Source organism: Streptomyces sp. AM6-12 (assembly GCF_044327085.1).
Taxonomy (GTDB): Bacteria; Actinomycetota; Actinomycetes; order Streptomycetales; family Streptomycetaceae; genus Streptomyces.
Map to the genome: position 1 here is coordinate 3955137 of NZ_JBIQWN010000001.1, position 15948 is coordinate 3971084.

Annotated in this window: 14 protein-coding genes; 6 read left to right on the forward strand and 8 right to left on the reverse strand. The window is 70.9% G+C overall.

Annotated features, from left to right (window positions below; translation table 11 throughout):
* Nucleotides 1-49: 49 nt before the first annotated feature.
* On the forward strand, nt 50-601 hold the full coding sequence (locus ACE4Q9_RS17860) for a GNAT family N-acetyltransferase (protein WP_397987256.1): 552 nt from the start codon (nt 50-52) through the stop codon (nt 599-601).
* Here the strand turns inward: ACE4Q9_RS17860 and ACE4Q9_RS17865 are convergent.
* The 8 genes from ACE4Q9_RS17865 to ACE4Q9_RS17900 all read right to left on the reverse strand — a co-directional run bounded on the left by ACE4Q9_RS17865 (nt 590) and on the right by ACE4Q9_RS17900 (nt 11067).
* Complete coding sequence (locus ACE4Q9_RS17865; protein ID WP_397985210.1) at nt 590-2140, reverse strand: type VI secretion protein; 1551 nt, start codon at nt 2138-2140, stop codon at nt 590-592. The two genes, ACE4Q9_RS17860 and ACE4Q9_RS17865, sit on opposite strands and share 12 nt — an antisense overlap.
* A gap of 13 nt (nt 2141-2153) precedes the next feature.
* Nucleotides 2154-3566 (reverse strand): ATP-binding protein, encoded by a 1413-nt coding sequence (locus tag ACE4Q9_RS17870; RefSeq protein WP_397985211.1) that lies wholly within the window; start codon nt 3564-3566, stop codon nt 2154-2156.
* Nucleotides 3567-3580: 14 nt separating this feature from the next.
* Entirely contained in the window at nt 3581-5140 is a 1560-nt protein-coding gene (locus ACE4Q9_RS17875; protein WP_397985212.1) for an SCO6880 family protein, read from the reverse strand.
* Nucleotides 5137-6462, reverse strand: coding sequence for a hypothetical protein (locus ACE4Q9_RS17880; RefSeq protein WP_397985213.1), 1326 nt, complete (start codon nt 6460-6462; stop codon nt 5137-5139). Before ACE4Q9_RS17880 ends, ACE4Q9_RS17875 begins: the two co-directional genes overlap by 4 nt.
* The gene (locus tag ACE4Q9_RS17885) at nt 6452-7282 is read right to left on the reverse strand and encodes a hypothetical protein (protein WP_397985214.1); all 831 of its coding nucleotides are present in this window, start codon (nt 7280-7282) and stop codon (nt 6452-6454) included. The genes ACE4Q9_RS17880 and ACE4Q9_RS17885 overlap by 11 nt, the downstream gene beginning before the upstream one ends.
* Nucleotides 7283-7407: 125 nt before the next feature.
* Nucleotides 7408-7716, reverse strand: coding sequence for a hypothetical protein (locus ACE4Q9_RS17890; RefSeq protein WP_014673544.1), 309 nt, complete (start codon nt 7714-7716; stop codon nt 7408-7410).
* Nucleotides 7717-8076: 360 nt separating this feature from the next.
* Nucleotides 8077-9369 carry a peptidase S8 gene (locus ACE4Q9_RS17895; RefSeq protein ID WP_397985215.1) on the reverse strand — a complete coding sequence of 431 codons (1293 nt, stop codon included), beginning with the start codon at nt 9367-9369 and terminating at the stop codon, nt 8077-8079.
* A gap of 348 nt (nt 9370-9717) precedes the next feature.
* Complete coding sequence (locus tag ACE4Q9_RS17900; protein ID WP_397985216.1) at nt 9718-11067, reverse strand: peptidase S8; 1350 nt, start codon at nt 11065-11067, stop codon at nt 9718-9720.
* A 287-nt stretch (nt 11068-11354) separates the two neighbouring features.
* On the opposite strand from ACE4Q9_RS17900, the gene ACE4Q9_RS17905 reads away from it, so the two are divergent.
* The 5 genes from ACE4Q9_RS17905 (at nt 11355) to ACE4Q9_RS17925 (ending at nt 15796) form a co-directional block, all read left to right on the forward strand.
* Nucleotides 11355-11636, forward strand: a complete 282-nt coding sequence (locus ACE4Q9_RS17905) for a hypothetical protein (RefSeq protein WP_397985217.1) — start codon at nt 11355-11357, stop codon at nt 11634-11636.
* Nucleotides 11637-11889: 253 nt separating this feature from the next.
* A complete protein-coding gene (locus tag ACE4Q9_RS17910) occupies nt 11890-12810 on the forward strand; it encodes an oxidoreductase (protein ID WP_397985218.1) in 921 nt (306 codons plus the stop codon).
* Between the two features lie 123 nt (nt 12811-12933).
* Nucleotides 12934-13761 carry an SDR family oxidoreductase gene (locus ACE4Q9_RS17915; RefSeq protein ID WP_397985219.1) on the forward strand — a complete coding sequence of 276 codons (828 nt, stop codon included), beginning with the start codon at nt 12934-12936 and terminating at the stop codon, nt 13759-13761.
* A gap of 139 nt (nt 13762-13900) precedes the next feature.
* Nucleotides 13901-14671: a trypsin-like serine peptidase gene (locus tag ACE4Q9_RS17920; RefSeq protein WP_397985220.1), complete on the forward strand. Its 771-nt coding sequence runs from the start codon at nt 13901-13903 to the stop codon at nt 14669-14671.
* 117 nt (nt 14672-14788) lie between these two features.
* Complete coding sequence (locus ACE4Q9_RS17925; protein WP_397985221.1) at nt 14789-15796, forward strand: NlpC/P60 family protein; 1008 nt, start codon at nt 14789-14791, stop codon at nt 15794-15796.
* Nucleotides 15797-15948 lie beyond the last annotated feature (152 nt).

A 15948-nucleotide genomic window follows, 5' to 3' on the forward strand; every position in this document is an offset into this window, starting at 1 on the left:
TGGGGTGCCGAGGGCCTGCCGCAGCACTACGGTGGCGGGCATGACCAGGATGACCAGCCAGGATTACGTCGTACGAGCCATACGTCCCGCGGAGTGGGAGAAGGTGAGGAGCCTGCGGCTGGACGCGCTGCGGGACCCGGCCGCGCCGCTCGCCTTCCTGGAGGGATACGAGGAGGCGGCCGCGAAGGACGACCTCTTCTGGCAGGACCGGGCTACCGGCTCGGGCGAAGGGTCGGCGACGGCGCGACAGTTGGTCGCCGAGCTGCCCGACGGCTCGTGGGCCGGTTCGCTGACCGTGCTGATGGAGGAGGCCGGCACCGAGGACTGGGCCGGCCTCCCGGTGGAATGCCGGCAGGGACATGTCGTCGGCGTGTACGTGCGGCCCGAACACCGGGGGAACGGGCTGATCAAGACTCTGGTCGACGCGGGCGTGACCTGGGCGTGGGAGCGCGGTGCCGAGCGGGTGCGGCTGCTGGTGCACCAGGACAACGAGCGGGCTCAGGGCGCCTATCGCAAGGCGGGGTTCGTGCCGAGCGGGGCGCGCGTGCCGTTCTTCAGGGACACGACACAGGACGAGCTGGAGTTCGTCCTAGACCGTTAGCCCCGGCAGTCCGGGCAGGCCCGGCAGCTCCTGGTGCGGCCAGCGGGCGCGGGCCTGTTCGCGCGAGCGGAACAGGGCGAGCGTCGGCAGCCCCTGTTCGTCCCCGCTGTCCAGCAGCTCCGGGAGCTGGGGGAAGGGGGCGACCGCGGCGATGTCGTCCAGGACCAGGGTCAGTGGTGGGTCGAGCCGACCGGAGGATGACCCTGCGGCCATGTGCCGGCCGTGCTCGACCACGCTGGAGACGAGGGCCGTCAGCAGGGGCATCGCGCCCGGCGTGCTCCTCGGGTCCTCGATGGATTCACCGACTACGTAAAGCGTGCCCCCTTCGTCGGCGAAGGAATCCAGGGCGAGCGCATCAGTTCGGTTGGGAGTGCACGCCTCGCGGATGTTGACCGTGGAGAGCGCAGCGAGCGCCCTGCCAGCCAACTCCTGGGCGATGTCCCGGCGTTCCGGATGGGCAGTGAGGGCGGCCTCCAGCTCACCGGCGGCACCGGCGGCGGCCTTGGGATGCGTGCGCAGGATGCGTACGGCGTCCTGCACCTGGCTGCCCTGGGACCAGCGGTGCACATGGCGGACCGTGCGGTTCTCCAGCGCGGCGGCGTGCAGATAGCTGCGCAGCAGGGTGGTCGCCGTGTCCACCACGGCCTGGTCGATGCGAGCGGTGGGCCGCACGGGGGCGAGGAGCGCGGTCGCCCGCTGGAGCGCGGTCTGCTTGTCCGCGCAACCGGCCGTGGGGGACCAGTGGAGGCGGGCCGGGGTGTCGCAGCGGTGTGCCGGGTCGTAGAGGTGGGTGGGGCCCAGCTTGGCCCTGGCGTCCTTGGTCTCCGCCCACAGGGACGGGTCCGAGGTGACGACGAGGACGGGCCCCGCCGCGTCCCGTACGGCCTGGGCGGCGGCCGTACGGCGGGTGTCCGGCGGCGCGATGAGGATCTTCTCCCGCCCGGCCACCGGTTGCCCGGCGGAAGCGGGGAATTGGTCCAACGGTGCTGTGGCGGGCGGCTGTTCGGCGGCGGCGGGCGGTTGCGGCATCTCGTGCCGCTGCACCGGAACCTCGTACCTCGGCGGCACCTCCGCAGGCGGCGGCGTGACCACCGGGGCCGCGGCCACCGGGGCCGGGGGCACCGGCTCCGGTACGAGCCTGCCCGCCCGTGCCCGCGCCCGGCCTGCCCGCCATCGCGCCACCGTCCCCAGCACGAACACGGTGGCGACGAACAGGACCATCAGCTGGGCGATGAACAGCCCCCAGAACAGGCCCCAGCCGGAGAGCCGGGACGCGGGGGTGTCCGGCCAGGCGCCGGCGAGGTCGTGCGGCCTGCCGATCAGATGGCGCATGGCCAGGGGGGTGCGCAGGAAGGTGACGCCCGCGGGCCAGGCGCCCTGGGCGAAGAGTGCCGACAGGCCCGTGGCCGTCCACACCAGGACGGTGATGCCGAGCAGGAAGGCGAGGAGGCCGAGCAGCAGCCCGTCGGGGATGCCGCCCTGGCCCTGCCGCACCTGCGGCCCCCGGTCTTCCCGTGGTGCGCGAGCGTCCGGTCTCACCTGCCGTGCCCCCCTACGCCACCGTCGACTCGGAGTCGCCGAGGTGCTGCTCCACGAAGGCCGCGGCCCGCTGCTCCGCCTCCAGCTCGGCGGCGCGCAGAGCGTCGTCCCGCGCACGGTCGCTGGAGGACTCGGTCATCGCGCGGTCGGTGAAGACCAGCGGGCGCTCGGACTCGGTGATGAGGTGCTTGACCACCTGGACATTGCCGTTGACGTCCCAGACCGCAATGCCCGGTGACAGCGTCGGGATGATCTCCACAGCCCAGCGCGGCAGCCCGAGCACACGGCCGGTGGCTCTCGCCTCGTCGGCCTTCTGGGCGTAGATCGTCCTGGTCGAGGCCATCTTCAGGATGGCCGCCGCCTCTTTCGCGGCCGCGCCGTCCACCACGTCGGACAGATGGTGGACGACTGCCACGAAGGACAGGCCGAGGCGCCGGCCGAACTTCAGCAGGCGCTGGAACAGCTGGGCCACGAACGGGCTGTTGATGATGTGCCAGGCCTCTTCGACCAGGAAGATGCGCTTCTTGCGGTCGGGCCGAATCCAGGTGTGCTCCAGCCACACGCCGACGATCGCCATCAGGATGGGCATGGCGATGGAGTTGCGGTCGATGTGCGAGAGGTCGAAGACGATGAGCGGGGCGTCGAGGTCGATGCCGACCGTGGTCGGGCCGTCGAACATGCCGCGCAGGTCACCGTCGACCAGCCGGTCCAGGACCAGGGCGACGTCCAGGCCCCAGGCCCGTACGTCGTCCAGGGCGACGTTCATCGCCTCGGCGGACTCCGGCTCGGGGTGCCGTAGCTGCTCCACGATGTCGGTGAGGACCGGCTGGCGGTCGACGATGGTCTCGTTGACGTAGGAGTGGGCGACCTTGAGGGCGAAGCCGGAGCGCTCGTCCAGGCCGTGGCCCAGCGCCACCTCGATGATGGTGCGCAGCAGCGCGAGCTGGCCGGTGGTGGTGATCGCCGGGTCCAGCGGGTTGAGGCGGATGCCGTGGTTCAGGGCGGCCGTGGGGTCCAGCCGGATCGGCGTTATCCCCAGCTCCTCGGCGATGAGGTTCCACTCGCCGACCCCGTCCTCGCCCTGCGCGTCCAGGACGACGACCTGCCGGTCGCGGAAGCGCAGCTGGCGCAGCACGTACGTCTTCTCCAGTGCCGACTTGCCGTTGCCGGACTCGCCGAGGACCAGCCAGTGCGGGGCCGGGAGCTGCTGGCCGTAGAGCTGGAAGGGGTCGTAGATGTAGCCCTTCCCGGAGTAGACCTCGCGGCCGATGATGACGCCGGAGTCCCCGAGTCCGGGCGCGGCGGTGGGCAGGTAGACCGCCTGGGCCTGGCCCGTGGAGGTGCGCACCGGCAGCCGGGTCGTCTCGACCTTCCCGAAGAGGAAGGAGGTGAACGCCTCGGTGAGGACGGTCAGCGGATCCCGCATCGGCGAATCAGCCCCTACCTTCGGATGCCGGTGGCGAAAGGAAGTGTGTTCACGAAGGCGCGGTGGTGCTCCCGGTCGCACCACTCCAGCTTGAGGTACGACTTTCCGGCCGAGGCCCTGATCGTCCGCTTGTCGCGGGCGAGGGCCTCCGGGGTGCGGGCGGAGACGGTGATGTAGCCGACGAGGTTGACGCCCGCGGCGCCGCTCGCGAGGTCCTCGCCGCGCTGGTCGAGCCGGTTGTGGGCGGCGATGTCGCGGGGGTCGACGGTGCGGTTCATCTTGGCGGCGCGGGACGCCTCGGCCACGTCGTTGGTCTTCTCGGTCAGCATGCGCTCGATGGCGACCTCGGTGGGTTCGAGGTCCATGGTGACGGCGACGGTGCGGATCACGTCCGGCGTGTGGACCAGGAGCGGGGCCAGGAAGTTCACGCCGACCGGGGTCATCGGCCACTCCTTGACCCAGGCGGTGGCGTGGCACCAGGGGGCGCGGGTGCTGGACTCGCGGGTCTTGGCCTGGAGGAACGTCGGCTCGGTGGCGTCCAGTTCGGCCGGCCAGGCGTTGCGCCGGGTCATCGCCTGGATGTGGTCGATGGGATGGTCCGGGTCGTACATGGAGTGGATCAGGGAGGCGAGCCGGCCCTGGCCGAGTGGCTGTCGGACGCGGATGTCGGCTTCCTGGAGGCGGGAGCAGATGTCGGTCAGCTCTCGGGCCATGACGACGGCGAGCCCGGCGTCCCGGTCGAGCTTGCGGCCGGACTGGGGGCGGGCGGCGCGGGCCATCGCCTGGGCCTCGGCGGCCAGTTCACGGCTGTAGTGCATGCAGGCGACGAGGTAGGCGCGGTGCTGCTCGCTGCTCGTGGACACCATCGACTGGAGTTGGTCGTAGGAGTGCTGGAGCCAGGCCGGGGCGCGGTCGTCGCCGCGCTGGGCGACGTCCTTCGCGTGCGCGTCGGGGTCGGCGGGCAGGGTGCGGGCGAGCATCTGGAGCCGGGTGACGAAGCCGTCGCCGTTGGCGACGTGCTTGAGCAGGGTGCCGAACCGGTCGACCAGGGCCTCCTGGTCCTCGGAGTCGCGCAGGCCGACGCCGGGGCCCTCGATCTCGATGGCGGCGGTGACGGTCTTGCGGTCGGCGTGCAGCAGTACGGCGATCTCGTCCGGGCCGAAGGGGGCGGCGAGCCAGCTGATGCGGCCGATGCCCGGCGGCGGCCCGATCTCCACTTCCTGGCCGTCGAGGCGGGTGCCGGCCTCCATGACGGCGGAGCGGTAGGTGGCGCCGCGCTTGACGGTGCGCTTGTAACTGCGGTTGATCTCGAACCACTTGTAGAAGGTGCGGCGCTTGTACGGCACGTACACCGCGGCGAGCGCGAGCAGCGGGAAGCCCATCAGCAGCACGATCCGCAGCGAGAGGGTGGGCACGAGGAGGCCGCACATCATGCCGAGGAACGCGCCCACGATGATCAGCGCGATCTCGCCGGACTCGCGGTTGCGGCCGACGATGGCGTTCGGCCGGGCGCGTCCGATGAGATACGTACGGCGGGGCGTGACCGGATGGGACAGGTGGGACTCGGTCGTCAACGCCCTTCACCTCCCGTGCGGTTGTTGCGGGTGTTGCCTGCGTGCGGGGTGTTGACCGGGCTGGGGGCCCGTGGCGCGGGGGTGGCGGAGGGGACGGCTCCGCCGCCCCCGCTGGGGGTACGGCCGCTGTGCGCGGCGACGCCGCCGGTGGCGGGGTTGGCCGGGCGGGGGGTGCTGGAGCCGCCGCCGCTCTGTGCCGCGTTGCTGTCGGCGCGGGTGCTGTGGGTCTTGATGCCCTGTGCGACGAGGGAGGCGGGGGAGCTGATGACGGCGGCGGCCTTGCCCTCGGCGCCCTGCATGATGCGGTTGTTGCGGCCGGCCGCGATCTCGTCGCCGAAGCCGGGGACGAAGCGGTAGATGGCGGCGCTGGCGAAGATGGCGAGCAGGATGATCGCGAGGCCGGAGACGACGGCGGAGAAGGCGTCGGGGCCGTTGCCGGAGGAGAGGGCACCGGCGAGGCCGAGGACGATCACGATGACCGGTTTGACCAGGATGACGGCGATCATGATGCCGGCCCAGCGGCGGACGTGGCCCCACATGTTCTTGTCGACGAGGCCCGCGTAGACGACGGTGCCGAGGAGGGCGCCGACGTAAAGGAGGGCGGCGCGGATGACGAGCTCCAGCCAGAGGACGCCGGCGGCGAGGATGCTCACCAGGGAGACGACGATCAGCATGATGGGGCCGCCGCCGATGTCGGTGCCCTTGCTCAGGGCGCCGGAGAACGTGCCGAAGAACGTGTCCGCCTGGTCGCCGGTGGCCTTCGCGAGTACGTCGGTCACGCTGTCGGTGGCGGAGACGACGGTGTACAGGATCAGCGGGGTGAACGCCGAGGCCATCACCGTCAGCCACAGGAACCCGACGGCCTCGGAGATCGCGGTCGTCAACGGCACGCCGCGGACGGCGCGCTTGGCGACGGCGAGGAGCCAGAGCAGGAGCGTGAGGATGGTCGAGGCGGCGAAGACGATGGCGTACTGCTGGAGGAACTTCTGATTGGTGAAGTCGACGTTGGCGGTGTCCTTGACGGCGGAACTGAGCTTGTTGATCGTCCAGGAAGCCGCCTTGGCACAACCCTGCGCAAGCGAGGAGAGGGGGTCGAGGGTGTCGGAGAGGGGGTTGGAGCCGGATCCGGTGCCGCCCTTGGATCCGCTGTTGCCCTGCTCGCAGTACTGCTTGGCGGGGCCGCGCACTAGGTCACAGTGACTGGTGCTTGTGGTGGGCGATGGGGATGGTGCCGCAAAGGCACGCGTGGCCAGAAGCACCGTGGCCGTCTGCAGGGAGGCGAAAACAGCAGTGACCTTGAGGAAGCGCTGGTTAGCGCGCATACGTGAACCCTCCGTACTCCTCGACGGCCTTCGTCATGTCCGTGGCGGTGGAGGCCTGCTGATCGCGACCCACAGGAACGGGCCCGTCCTTCTGCTGGAAGTCGCTGACCTTCCAGTCGTTGTTGACCCACTTCAGTTCGTAGGTCGTGGTGAACCAGCTCTCGGTCACCGGATTGATCGAGGAGTCACCTGAGAGGCCGAACAGCGAGGTGTACCAGACCGCGACCGTGGCGGTGTCTCCTGAGAAGTCGGTGGTCTTGGTCCCGACAGGAATGACCCGAGAGATGAAGGTCTCGCCCTTCGGGGCGATGCCGTCTTTTGACAGGCCGATGTTGGAGAGAAACTTTGCGCTGGTGTAGACGCTGTCCAGTGCCGCTTGTTTGTCTTTCGCGGAATCGGGGGTGTAGAGCCTGTCGATGAGCGCGTGCCGCGACGCGGTGTTGAACATGTCCGCCGAACCCAGAGCCACCGCGTAGTTCGCCGCCGCGCTCTCCGCGCCCTGTTCCGTATGTGCGAAGTTCGAGGGGATGCCGTTGGTTTTGGTTTGGACGGGGTGGGTGCCGGTGGGGGAGGTCGGGGAGGTCTGGGGGAGGGAGGACTTTCGGGTCGGGCTGTTCGACCCTGGATGGTCTCCGCGGTTCGCGAAGGCGATTGCCGCGATCAGGAGGACGACCACACCGACGACCGTGATGAGTCCGCGGGAGGGGGAGCGGGAGGGGCGGCGGGGGGCGCCGCCGTAGGGGTCGTGGTCGGGCAGGCGGGTACGGGTGTGCCCCGTGTCGCCGTAGTCGGAGTAGCCCTGCTCGTCTCCGTGACTCATGCCGTGTACGCCCCCTCCACCTCGTAGACATACGACGGTAGCCGTGCTGGTTCCCGCGCGGGCGCGGTGTGGTGACTCGACATCAGGGAGACGCGACCTCTAAGGGGAGGGGAACAGGGGGTGCGCTAGACCGCCATGCCGTAGACGATGGTGAACAGCGTGCCCAGGGACCCGATGATGAAGACCCCGGTGAGCCCGGCGATGATGAGACCCTTGCCCTGTTCCGCGCTGAAGGTGTCGCGCAGCGCCGTCGCCCCGATACGCTGTTTGGCCGCACCCCAGACCGCGATGCCGAGGCAGAGCAGGATGGCCACCGCCATCACCACCTCGATCATCACCTTGGCCTCGTTGCCCAGGCTGCCGAAGGGCCCCCAGTCCGGAGCGATCCCGCCGATGATGGTGTTGATGTCTCCCTTGTCGGCCGCAAAGAGCATGTAAGTCACCGCCCCTGGTGGGTAGTTCCGCGAGTCCTCTGCGGTGTGCAGAGGTCAGGCTTCATTGTCGCCGACAACCTCGCCGTCGTATGTCGACTTGACGTCATTGACGGCTGGGTTTCGTACGAATACCTCGTATGGTCACTCTGTGTATCACGGCAGGTCACCGCGGGCAACGAGATCCGACCGGAACCTGCCATGTGGTTCCGTCGTTGACCTCCTTTACGCCCCCGCCCGGTTCCTGACGGCCGGTCGGGTGAGAGGCCGTTTCGATGGTCTCACGCGCGGGCGGCGGAGGACGGCCGAGGGCCCCGGCGGCGGATGCCACCGGGGCCTGTGAGCGGGTGGGTTGACGAGCGGTCAGCCGGTGAAGGCCGAGACCCCCTCGGGGGTGCCGACGCCGGTCGGGCCGTCGTAACCCGAACGGGCGGTGCACAGGTAGCTGCCGCCGCACGAGCCGTTGCTGCCGCTGGTGACGTCGTTCAGCGCGGAGGTGCCGGCCTTGGCGTACGGGAACTTGGCCGGGTAGCTGCCGCTGCTCGGGGTGCCGGCCAGGGCGTAGACGGCGGCGATGATCGGGGAGCTGGCACTGGTGCCGCCGAAGGTGTAGAAGCCGGCGGTGACGCCGTAGGAGTCGTACACCGAGACGCCGGTCGCGGGGTCGGCCACGGCGGAGACGTCCGCGACGGTGCGCTTGGCGCAGCCGGTGTCGGTCTGCCAGGACGGCTTGGGGTCGTAGGCGGAGCAGCCGGATCCGGTGCCCTCGGTGCTGGAGGTGTTCCAGACCGACTCCGACCAGCCGCGGGTGGTGGAGGACTTGGTGAGCGCGGTGCCGCCGACGGCGGTCACGTACTGGGAGGCGGCCGGGTACTCGGCGCCGTAGCCCTCGTCGCCCGCGGAGACGGTGATGGCGACGCCCGGGTGCTTGAAGTACGAGGAGTCGTAGCTGGTGTCGGAGGAGGACTCCGAGCCGCCGTAGCTGTTGGAGACGTACTTGGCGCCCAGCGACACCGCTTCGTTGACGGCGGTGCCGAGGTTGGCCATGGTCGCCGACTTGGCCTCGACCAGCAGGATGTTGCAGTTCGGGCAGATCGCGGAGGCCATGTCGAGGTCGAGGGATATCTCCTCGGACCAGCCGGAGTCGCTGGTGGGCAGGGAGGTGGTGGAGCCGGTCTGGCTGACCTGCTTGAAGCAGCCGCTGGCCTTGGTGCAGGCGGGCAGGCCGTAGTACGAGCGGTACTTGGCGAGGTCGGCCTCGGCGTTCGGGTCGTTGTAGGCGTCCACGATCGCGATGGTCTCGCCGGCGCCCTTGGACGCGGCGGCGGAGGTGAGGCCGTAGGCCGACTGGAGGTCGGAGGGGCCGTAGCCGGAGGGCGTCGTGGCCTTGGGGGTGATGCCGTCGGCGGCCTGCTGCTGGAAGGCGGTGAGTCCGCCGGTCACCCGCAGCGAGTCGCAGGCGAGTTCGCCCTGGTGCTTGGGGGTCGCGCAGGGGGTCTTGGCCCAGGACGCCTTGGCCGGTGCGGCGGTGGCGGCGTCGGCCTGGACGGCGGTGCCGAAACCGGCGAGGGCCAGCGCGGCGGCGGCCGCGAAGGCGGTGCCGAGGCGGCGCCGGCGGGCGGCGGCCGTGGGTTCGGCGGTGGGGGACGTACGCATGAGTGCAGCCTCCAGGTGTTCCGGATATGGGGAGGGAACCGGGGCGTTGCTGGTGCGTGCGGCGGTACGACGAAGACGATGACTTGTTGAGTACGCGACAACAAGAGTCCGTGGCCGTTCCGTGGGAATCCTGGCTTCCGCCTTACCGAACGTTGCCGCCGCCTTGACCCGACTCACAGGAACGACGGCCGGAAAAGGCGCCACCGGAAACGGCCGGAGGGCGGGTCACGGCCGGCTGCCGTGATCCGCCCTCCTTCTTGCCCTGCCGCCGAGGGGACCCCACGTCCCCCTCTGGACCGGCGGCGCCCCCGTGACCCGACGGGGTGATCGCGTCCTCGGGACGCCTGCTCAGCCGGTGAAGGCCGAGACGCCCTCGGGGGTGCCCAGGCCGGTCGGACCGTCGTAGCCGGACCGGGCGGTGCAGAAGTAGCTGGTGGAGCAGGAGCCGTTGCTGCCGCTGGTGACGTCGTTCAGCGCGGAGGTGCCGGCCTTGGCGTACGGGAACTTCGCCGGGTAGCTGCCGCTGCTCGGGGTGCCCGCCAGGGCGTAGACCGAGGCGATGAGCGGGGAGCTGGCGCTGGTGCCGCCGTAGGTGTTCCAGCCGGTGCCGTCGGCGCCGTAGCTGTCGTAGACGGAGACACCGGTGGCCGGGTCGGCCACGGCGGAGACGTCCGCGATCATGCGCTTGGCGCAGCCGGTGTCGGTCTGCCAGCTCGGCTTGGCATCGTAGGCGGAGCAGCCGGAGCCGGTGCCCTCGGTGCTGGAGGTGTTCCAGACGCTCTCGCTCCAGCCGCGGGCGTTGGAGGCCTTCTTGAGCGCGGTGCCGCCGACGGCGGTCACGTACTGGGAGCCGGCCGGGTACTCGGCGCCGTAGCCCTCGTCACCCGCGCTCGCCGTGATGACGACGCCCGCGTGCTTGTAGTACGACGAGTCGTAGCTGGTGTCGGAGGAGGACTCCGAGCCGCCGTAGCTGTTGGAGACGTACTTCGCGCCCAGCTTCACGGCCTCGTTGACCGCGGTGCCGAGGTTGGTCATCGACGCGGACTTCGCCTCGACCAGCAGGATGTTGCAGTTCGGGCAGGCCGCGCTGACCATGTCGAGGTCGAGCGAGATCTCGCCGGCCCAGCCGCTGTCGGCGGTCGGCAGCGAGGTGGTCGAGCCGGTCTGGCTGACCTTCTTGAAGCAGCCGTTGGCCGTGGTGCAGGCGGGCAGGCCGTAGTACGAGCGGTACGTCGCGAGGTCGGCCGCGGCGTTCGGGTCGTCGTAGGCGTCCACGATGGCGACGGTCTCGCCGGCGCCCTTGGACGCGGCGGCGGAGGCCAGGCCGTAGGCCGACTGGAGGTCCGAGGGGCCGTAGCCGGTCGGGGTGCCGGAGGAGGCGTCGGGCTTGATCGTCGCGGGCGCGACGCCCTTGGCGGCGGCCTGCTTCTCCATGAAGGCGGTGGTGCCACCGGTCACGCGCAGGGCGTCACAGGAGGCGTAGCCCTTCTTCGGGGTCGCGGCACAGGCGTGCGTGGTCCGCACATGGGCCTTGGCGACCTGGGTGGCGATCGTCCGGGCGCTGACCTGGTGGGGAGTGGCCGCGTTCGCCTGGGCGGCGGCACCGAGGCCGGCGAGGGCGAGCGCGGTGGCGGCAGCGGCGGCGGAACCGGCGCGGCGCCATCTGCCGGATATGTGGGGGGTGCTGTGCGTACGCAAGGTACAGCCTCCTGGAGGTGGTGGGGCAGAGGCCTGCGGTGGGGGTCCAGCGGCGTGTTCGCCGATGGGGGCGGCGGCCCGCGATGACCTTCGCTTGTTGAGTACGCGACAACAAGGGGCTTTCGGAATACTGACTTCCGCGTTACCCAAATGGGGTGTCCGGCTTACTGATCAATGACGGGGCGATGGCGGGGAGATGACCGACTGAGCAGGTCAAGTGGGGTACGCGGAGCGTGAATTGACCAAGTGGGCGCTGTTCAGCGGGGCTTGAGCCCGTACAGCAGCAGATGGACGTGTTCGTCCAGGCCGGCCATGGCCTCGTCCGCGTCCAGTGCGCAGCTGGCGATGAGGGCGGCCAGACCGTGCAGATTGGCGGCGGCGGCCAGCGCGATGCGCTCGGGGTCGCCCGCGACGATCTCGCCGCTCGCCTGGGCGTCCGCGAACAGCCGGGGGAGCGAGCCGAAGGTGCGGTCGACCGCCGCGACGAGCTGGGCGAGCTGTCGGGGCGGTGCTTGCGTGTGAACATCAGCTCCAGCAGCTCGGGATGCTCGACGGCGAAGCCGAGGTAGGCGCGGGCGATCGTCACCATGCGCCGCCCGAAGTCCGGACCCGCGTCGTACGCCTCCGTGAGGACGCGCTCCAGCCGCTCGTACCCCTCCATCGCCAGGGCGTCGAGCAGGGCCTGCTTGTCCTTGAAGTGCCGGCCCGGCGCCGGGCCACCGACCCGTCCGGGATTTCCACCGCGGACGCCATCCTGTGTGGCTGACGCCGGTGTCGAGGGTGCGCTCGGCGGCATTTGTAGTCGCTGCCTACATTGAGACCATGGCTGAGACGACCGGCGCGCGCTCGGCGCGCAAGTGGAACGTGCACCGCATCCCCGACCAGACCGGTCGTACGGTCGTGATCACCGGTGCCAACAGCGGCCTCGGCCTGGCGACGGCCGAGGCGCTGGCGCGGGCCGGGGCGCATGTGGTGTTCGCCGTGCGCGACGTCGCGCGGGGTGGCGCCGCCGCGGCGCGGGTGGCCGGCAGCACCGAGGTGCGCCGCCTCGACCTCGCCGACCTGGACTCGGTGCGCGCCTTCGCCGCCGGCTGGGACCGCCCGCTGGACGTGCTGATCAACAACGCGGGCGTGATGATGCTGCCGGAGCAGCGCACCGCGCAGGGCTTCGAGATGCAGTTCGGCACCAACCACCTCGGGCACTTCGCGCTGACGAACCTGCTGCTGCCGTACGTCACGGACCGCGTGGTGACGCTGGCCTCCAGCGCGCACCGCTGGGGCGATCAGCGCATCCACTTCGAGGACGTGAACCTGCGCGGCCGCTACAGCCCGATGCGCGCCTACGGCCAGTCCAAGCTGGCGAACCTGCTGTTCACCCTGGAACTCCAGCGCCGCCTGACCGAGTCCGGCTCCGGCGTGCTGGCACTCGCCGCCCACCCCGGCTACGCGGCCACCAACCTCACGAGCCACCACGCGAACCCCCTGATGCGTGCCGCCATGGCGGTCGCCGACCGGGTCGTGGCCCAGAGCGACCGGGCCGGCGCCCTGCCCACGCTGTTCGCGGCCACCGAGGACATCCCCGGCGCGTCCTACGCCGGCCCCGACGGGCTCGGCGAGTTCCGCGGCGCGCCGACCCTGGTCGCCCGCAGCGCGGCGGCGAGCGACCCGGAGGCGGCGCGGCGGCTGTGGACCCTGTCGGAGGAGCTGACGGGGGTGGAGTGGAAGGCGGCCGGGAAGGGGTGAGGGGAGCGGGGGCCGGGTGATCGGGAGGGGAAAGCCGTAGGGGACGGGATACGGTGCGGGTAAGGGATGTCCCGGGACCTTCCGGGAATCGTCAGCACGCACCACGGACCGAGACCGACCCCCATGACCTCGGCAGAGACGGGCGGCAGCAGCGCCGGCCCGGCGAACGGCGGCGGCCCCGCGCCCGGCGGCGGCCCCGTGTCCTTCCGGCTCGACGGCCGTACGGCCCTCGTGACCGGGTCGGCGCGCGGCCTGGGCCTGGAGATGGCGCGCGGCCTGGCCGGGGCGGGCGCGCGGGTGGTCCTCAACGGCCGTGACCCGGCGGCCCTCGCCGCGGCGGCCGGGCGGCTGCGGGAAGCGGACGGGTACGACGTCACCACCGCCGCCTTCGACGTCACGGACCGGGCGGCCGCCCGGGCGGCGGCCGAGGAGCTGGGCGACCTCGACATCCTGGTCAACAACGTGGGCCACCAGGACCGGCGGGGCGTGGCGGAGATGACACCCGGGGATCTGAACGCGCTGCTCGACGCGGACCTGACCTCGGCGTACGCGCTGAGCCAGGCGGTGGCCAGGTCGCTGGCCGCCCGCGGGGTGCCGGGCCGCATCGTCAATGTCTCCTCGGTGGTGGGGCAGTTGGGCCGTACGGGTGATGTCGGCTACGCCACCGCGAAGGCGGGCCTGGACGGTCTGACCCGCGCGCTCGCGGCGGACCTCGGACCGAGCGGTACGACCGTCAACTCGGTCGCGCCGGGCACCTTCGCCACCGAGGTCAACGCCGGACTGGTGGCGGACCCCGACTGGCAGCGCTGGCTGCGCACCCGTACCGCGCTGGGGCGCTGGGGCCGGCCGGAGGAGATCGCCGGGATCGTCGTCTTCCTGGCGAGCGACGCGGCCTCCTTCATCACCGGGCAGACCATCGCGGTGGACGGCGGGATGACGACGACGTTCTGACACGGGGGGAGCGGTGGGGAGGCGGCTGCGGCGGGGGGACAGTAGCGTGGTGCCCGCACCGGCCATCGGGAGGTTTCTGCGGGAATTCTCAGCGAAGTCGGAGCGGGTTTCTCACCTTCGTGAGACAGAGTGAGGGCTGATGAAGCGCATCTCACGCATCTCGGTCACCTCGCGTCCCGCGTTGCTCGGGGCCGTGGTGATGCTCGCCCTGACCTCGGCGTCCGTGGCGTCCGCCGACGATGGGCCGGGACCCTTCGGGGTCACCGCGGACGCGGTCGGGTCCGTGCGCGAGGCCCGGATCGGCGCGCTGTTCGACGCGGACGGAGCGGCCCGGCCGGCCGGCAAACACTTCTGCACGGCCTCGGTGGTGCACAGCCCGCGGGGCGACCTCCTCGCCACCGCCGCGCACTGTGTGAGCGCCCAGGACCGGGACCTGGTCTTCATACCGGGCTACCGCAACGGGCAGGCGCCGTACGGGGTGTGGCGGGTGACCCGGCGCTTCCTGCCCGACGGCTGGACACGGGACCAGGACGAGGACAGCGACGTCGCCCTCGTCACCGTGGCCGATCTCGACGGGCGCACCATCGAACAGACGGTCGGCGGCAACCGCTTCGTCACCGGTGCGACGACCGGCGCGACCGCGGTGACGGTCACCGGCTACCCCGACTCCCGCGAACTGCCCATCCGCTGCACCAACAAGCCCCGCCGTCAGAGCGCCACCCAGCAGCGCATCTACTGCCCCGCCTTCACCGGCGGTACCAGTGGCAGCCCCTGGATCAACGGAGACCACCAGGTCGTCGGCATCCTCGGCGGCCACGAGGAGGGTGGCTCCACGGACGACGTGTCGTACAGCGTGGTGCTGGGCGCGCAGGCGGCGGAGCTGTACCAGGACGCGACGACGGCGGACTGACGCCCCTCGCCGCGGTGACGGGGTCGAGCAACTTCCGGTGTTCGGACGGGCGTTCTCGTGCTCGGCCGCCGCGGCTCCTACACTGCACTCGGCGGACTGGCCGACGGTGAGGGGCGGTTGACGGTGCGTAAGGCGTGGATCGTCGGTGGTGCCGTCGTGGCGGGCGGCCTGAGCTTCGTCATGGTGCTCGTGGTCGCGGTGTACCTGGTCGCCGGGAATCTCGTGGGGGGCCTGACCGCGGGCGGGCGGGCGCTGGCCAAGGGGGCGGTACCGGCGGCGTACCGGCAACTGGTGCAGAAGTGGGGGAACCTGTGTCCCGCACTGACCCCGGCGCTGCTCGCCGCGCAGCTGTACCAGGAGAGCGGCTGGAACCCCACCGTGGTGAGCCCGGCCGACGCCAAGGGCATCGCGCAGTTCATCCCGAGCACCTGGGCGACCCACGGCATCGACGGCAACGGCGACGGCAAGCGCGACATCTGGGACCCGAACGACGCGATTCCGTCGGCGGCGTCGTACGACTGCGAACTCGCCAAGTACGTCAAGGACGTTCCGGGCAACGTCTCCGACAACATGCTCGCCGCGTACAACGCCGGGGCGTACCGGGTCATCCAGGCCGGCGGGGTGCCGGGCATCAGCGAGACGCAGAACTACGTGCGGCGCATCAACAGCCTCGCGGAGAGCTTCGCCGCGCCGCCCAGCCGGCTCGACCCCACCCGGCAGGCGGCCGGCGCGATCAACTTCGCGCAGCAGAAGCTCGGTACGCCGTATCTGTGGGGCGGCGAGGGCACGGCGGCGCAGGGCGGGCGCTTCGACTGCTCGGGGCTGACGCAGGCGGCGTACGCGAGCGTCGGGATCAAGCTGCCGCGCGTGGCGAACGACCAGTACAACGCGGGCCCGCATCCCTCGCGCAGCCAGCTGCTCCCCGGCGACCTGGTGTTCTTCTCCCACGACCCCAACGACTCGCGGGCCATCCACCACGTGGGTATCTACGTCGGCGGCGGGTACATGATCGACGCGCCGCGCACGGGGGCGGTGATCCGGTTCGATCCGATCGACGGAGCGGATTATTTCGGTGCCACTCGGGTGACCGAAGATGGCGCAAAAGCGCTCCCCACGACGGTGTAAACCGCGCGTGAACCTACCCCCTGAGCTGCGATGATGAGTCTCTCTTCGATAACGTCTACGTGATCTTTCGGTGGAGAGTGGAACGCATTGGTGGTGACCGTGCGTTCCTGTTGACGGGGGTCGGTGCGACGCACACGAGGTGCGTCCGGGAA

What these genes read in the sequence shown, in the direction of transcription:
- ACE4Q9_RS17885 (WP_397985214.1), bottom strand. Translation starts at nt 7,282, where the DNA reads ATGAGTCACGGAGACGAGCAGGGCTACTCCGACTACGGCGACACGGGG.
- ACE4Q9_RS17860 (WP_397987256.1), top strand. Translation starts at nt 50, where the DNA reads ATGACCAGCCAGGATTACGTCGTACGAGCCATACGTCCCGCGGAGTGG.
- ACE4Q9_RS17880 (WP_397985213.1), bottom strand. Translation starts at nt 6,462, where the DNA reads ATGCGCGCTAACCAGCGCTTCCTCAAGGTCACTGCTGTTTTCGCCTCC.
- ACE4Q9_RS17905 (WP_397985217.1), top strand. Translation starts at nt 11,355, where the DNA reads ATGGACGTGTTCGTCCAGGCCGGCCATGGCCTCGTCCGCGTCCAGTGC.
- ACE4Q9_RS17895 (WP_397985215.1), bottom strand. Translation starts at nt 9,369, where the DNA reads ATGCGTACGTCCCCCACCGCCGAACCCACGGCCGCCGCCCGCCGGCGC.
- ACE4Q9_RS17890 (WP_014673544.1), bottom strand. Translation starts at nt 7,716, where the DNA reads ATGCTCTTTGCGGCCGACAAGGGAGACATCAACACCATCATCGGCGGG.
- ACE4Q9_RS17870 (WP_397985211.1), bottom strand. Translation starts at nt 3,566, where the DNA reads ATGCGGGATCCGCTGACCGTCCTCACCGAGGCGTTCACCTCCTTCCTC.
- ACE4Q9_RS17920 (WP_397985220.1), top strand. Translation starts at nt 13,901, where the DNA reads ATGAAGCGCATCTCACGCATCTCGGTCACCTCGCGTCCCGCGTTGCTC.
- ACE4Q9_RS17910 (WP_397985218.1), top strand. Translation starts at nt 11,890, where the DNA reads ATGGCTGAGACGACCGGCGCGCGCTCGGCGCGCAAGTGGAACGTGCAC.
- ACE4Q9_RS17915 (WP_397985219.1), top strand. Translation starts at nt 12,934, where the DNA reads ATGACCTCGGCAGAGACGGGCGGCAGCAGCGCCGGCCCGGCGAACGGC.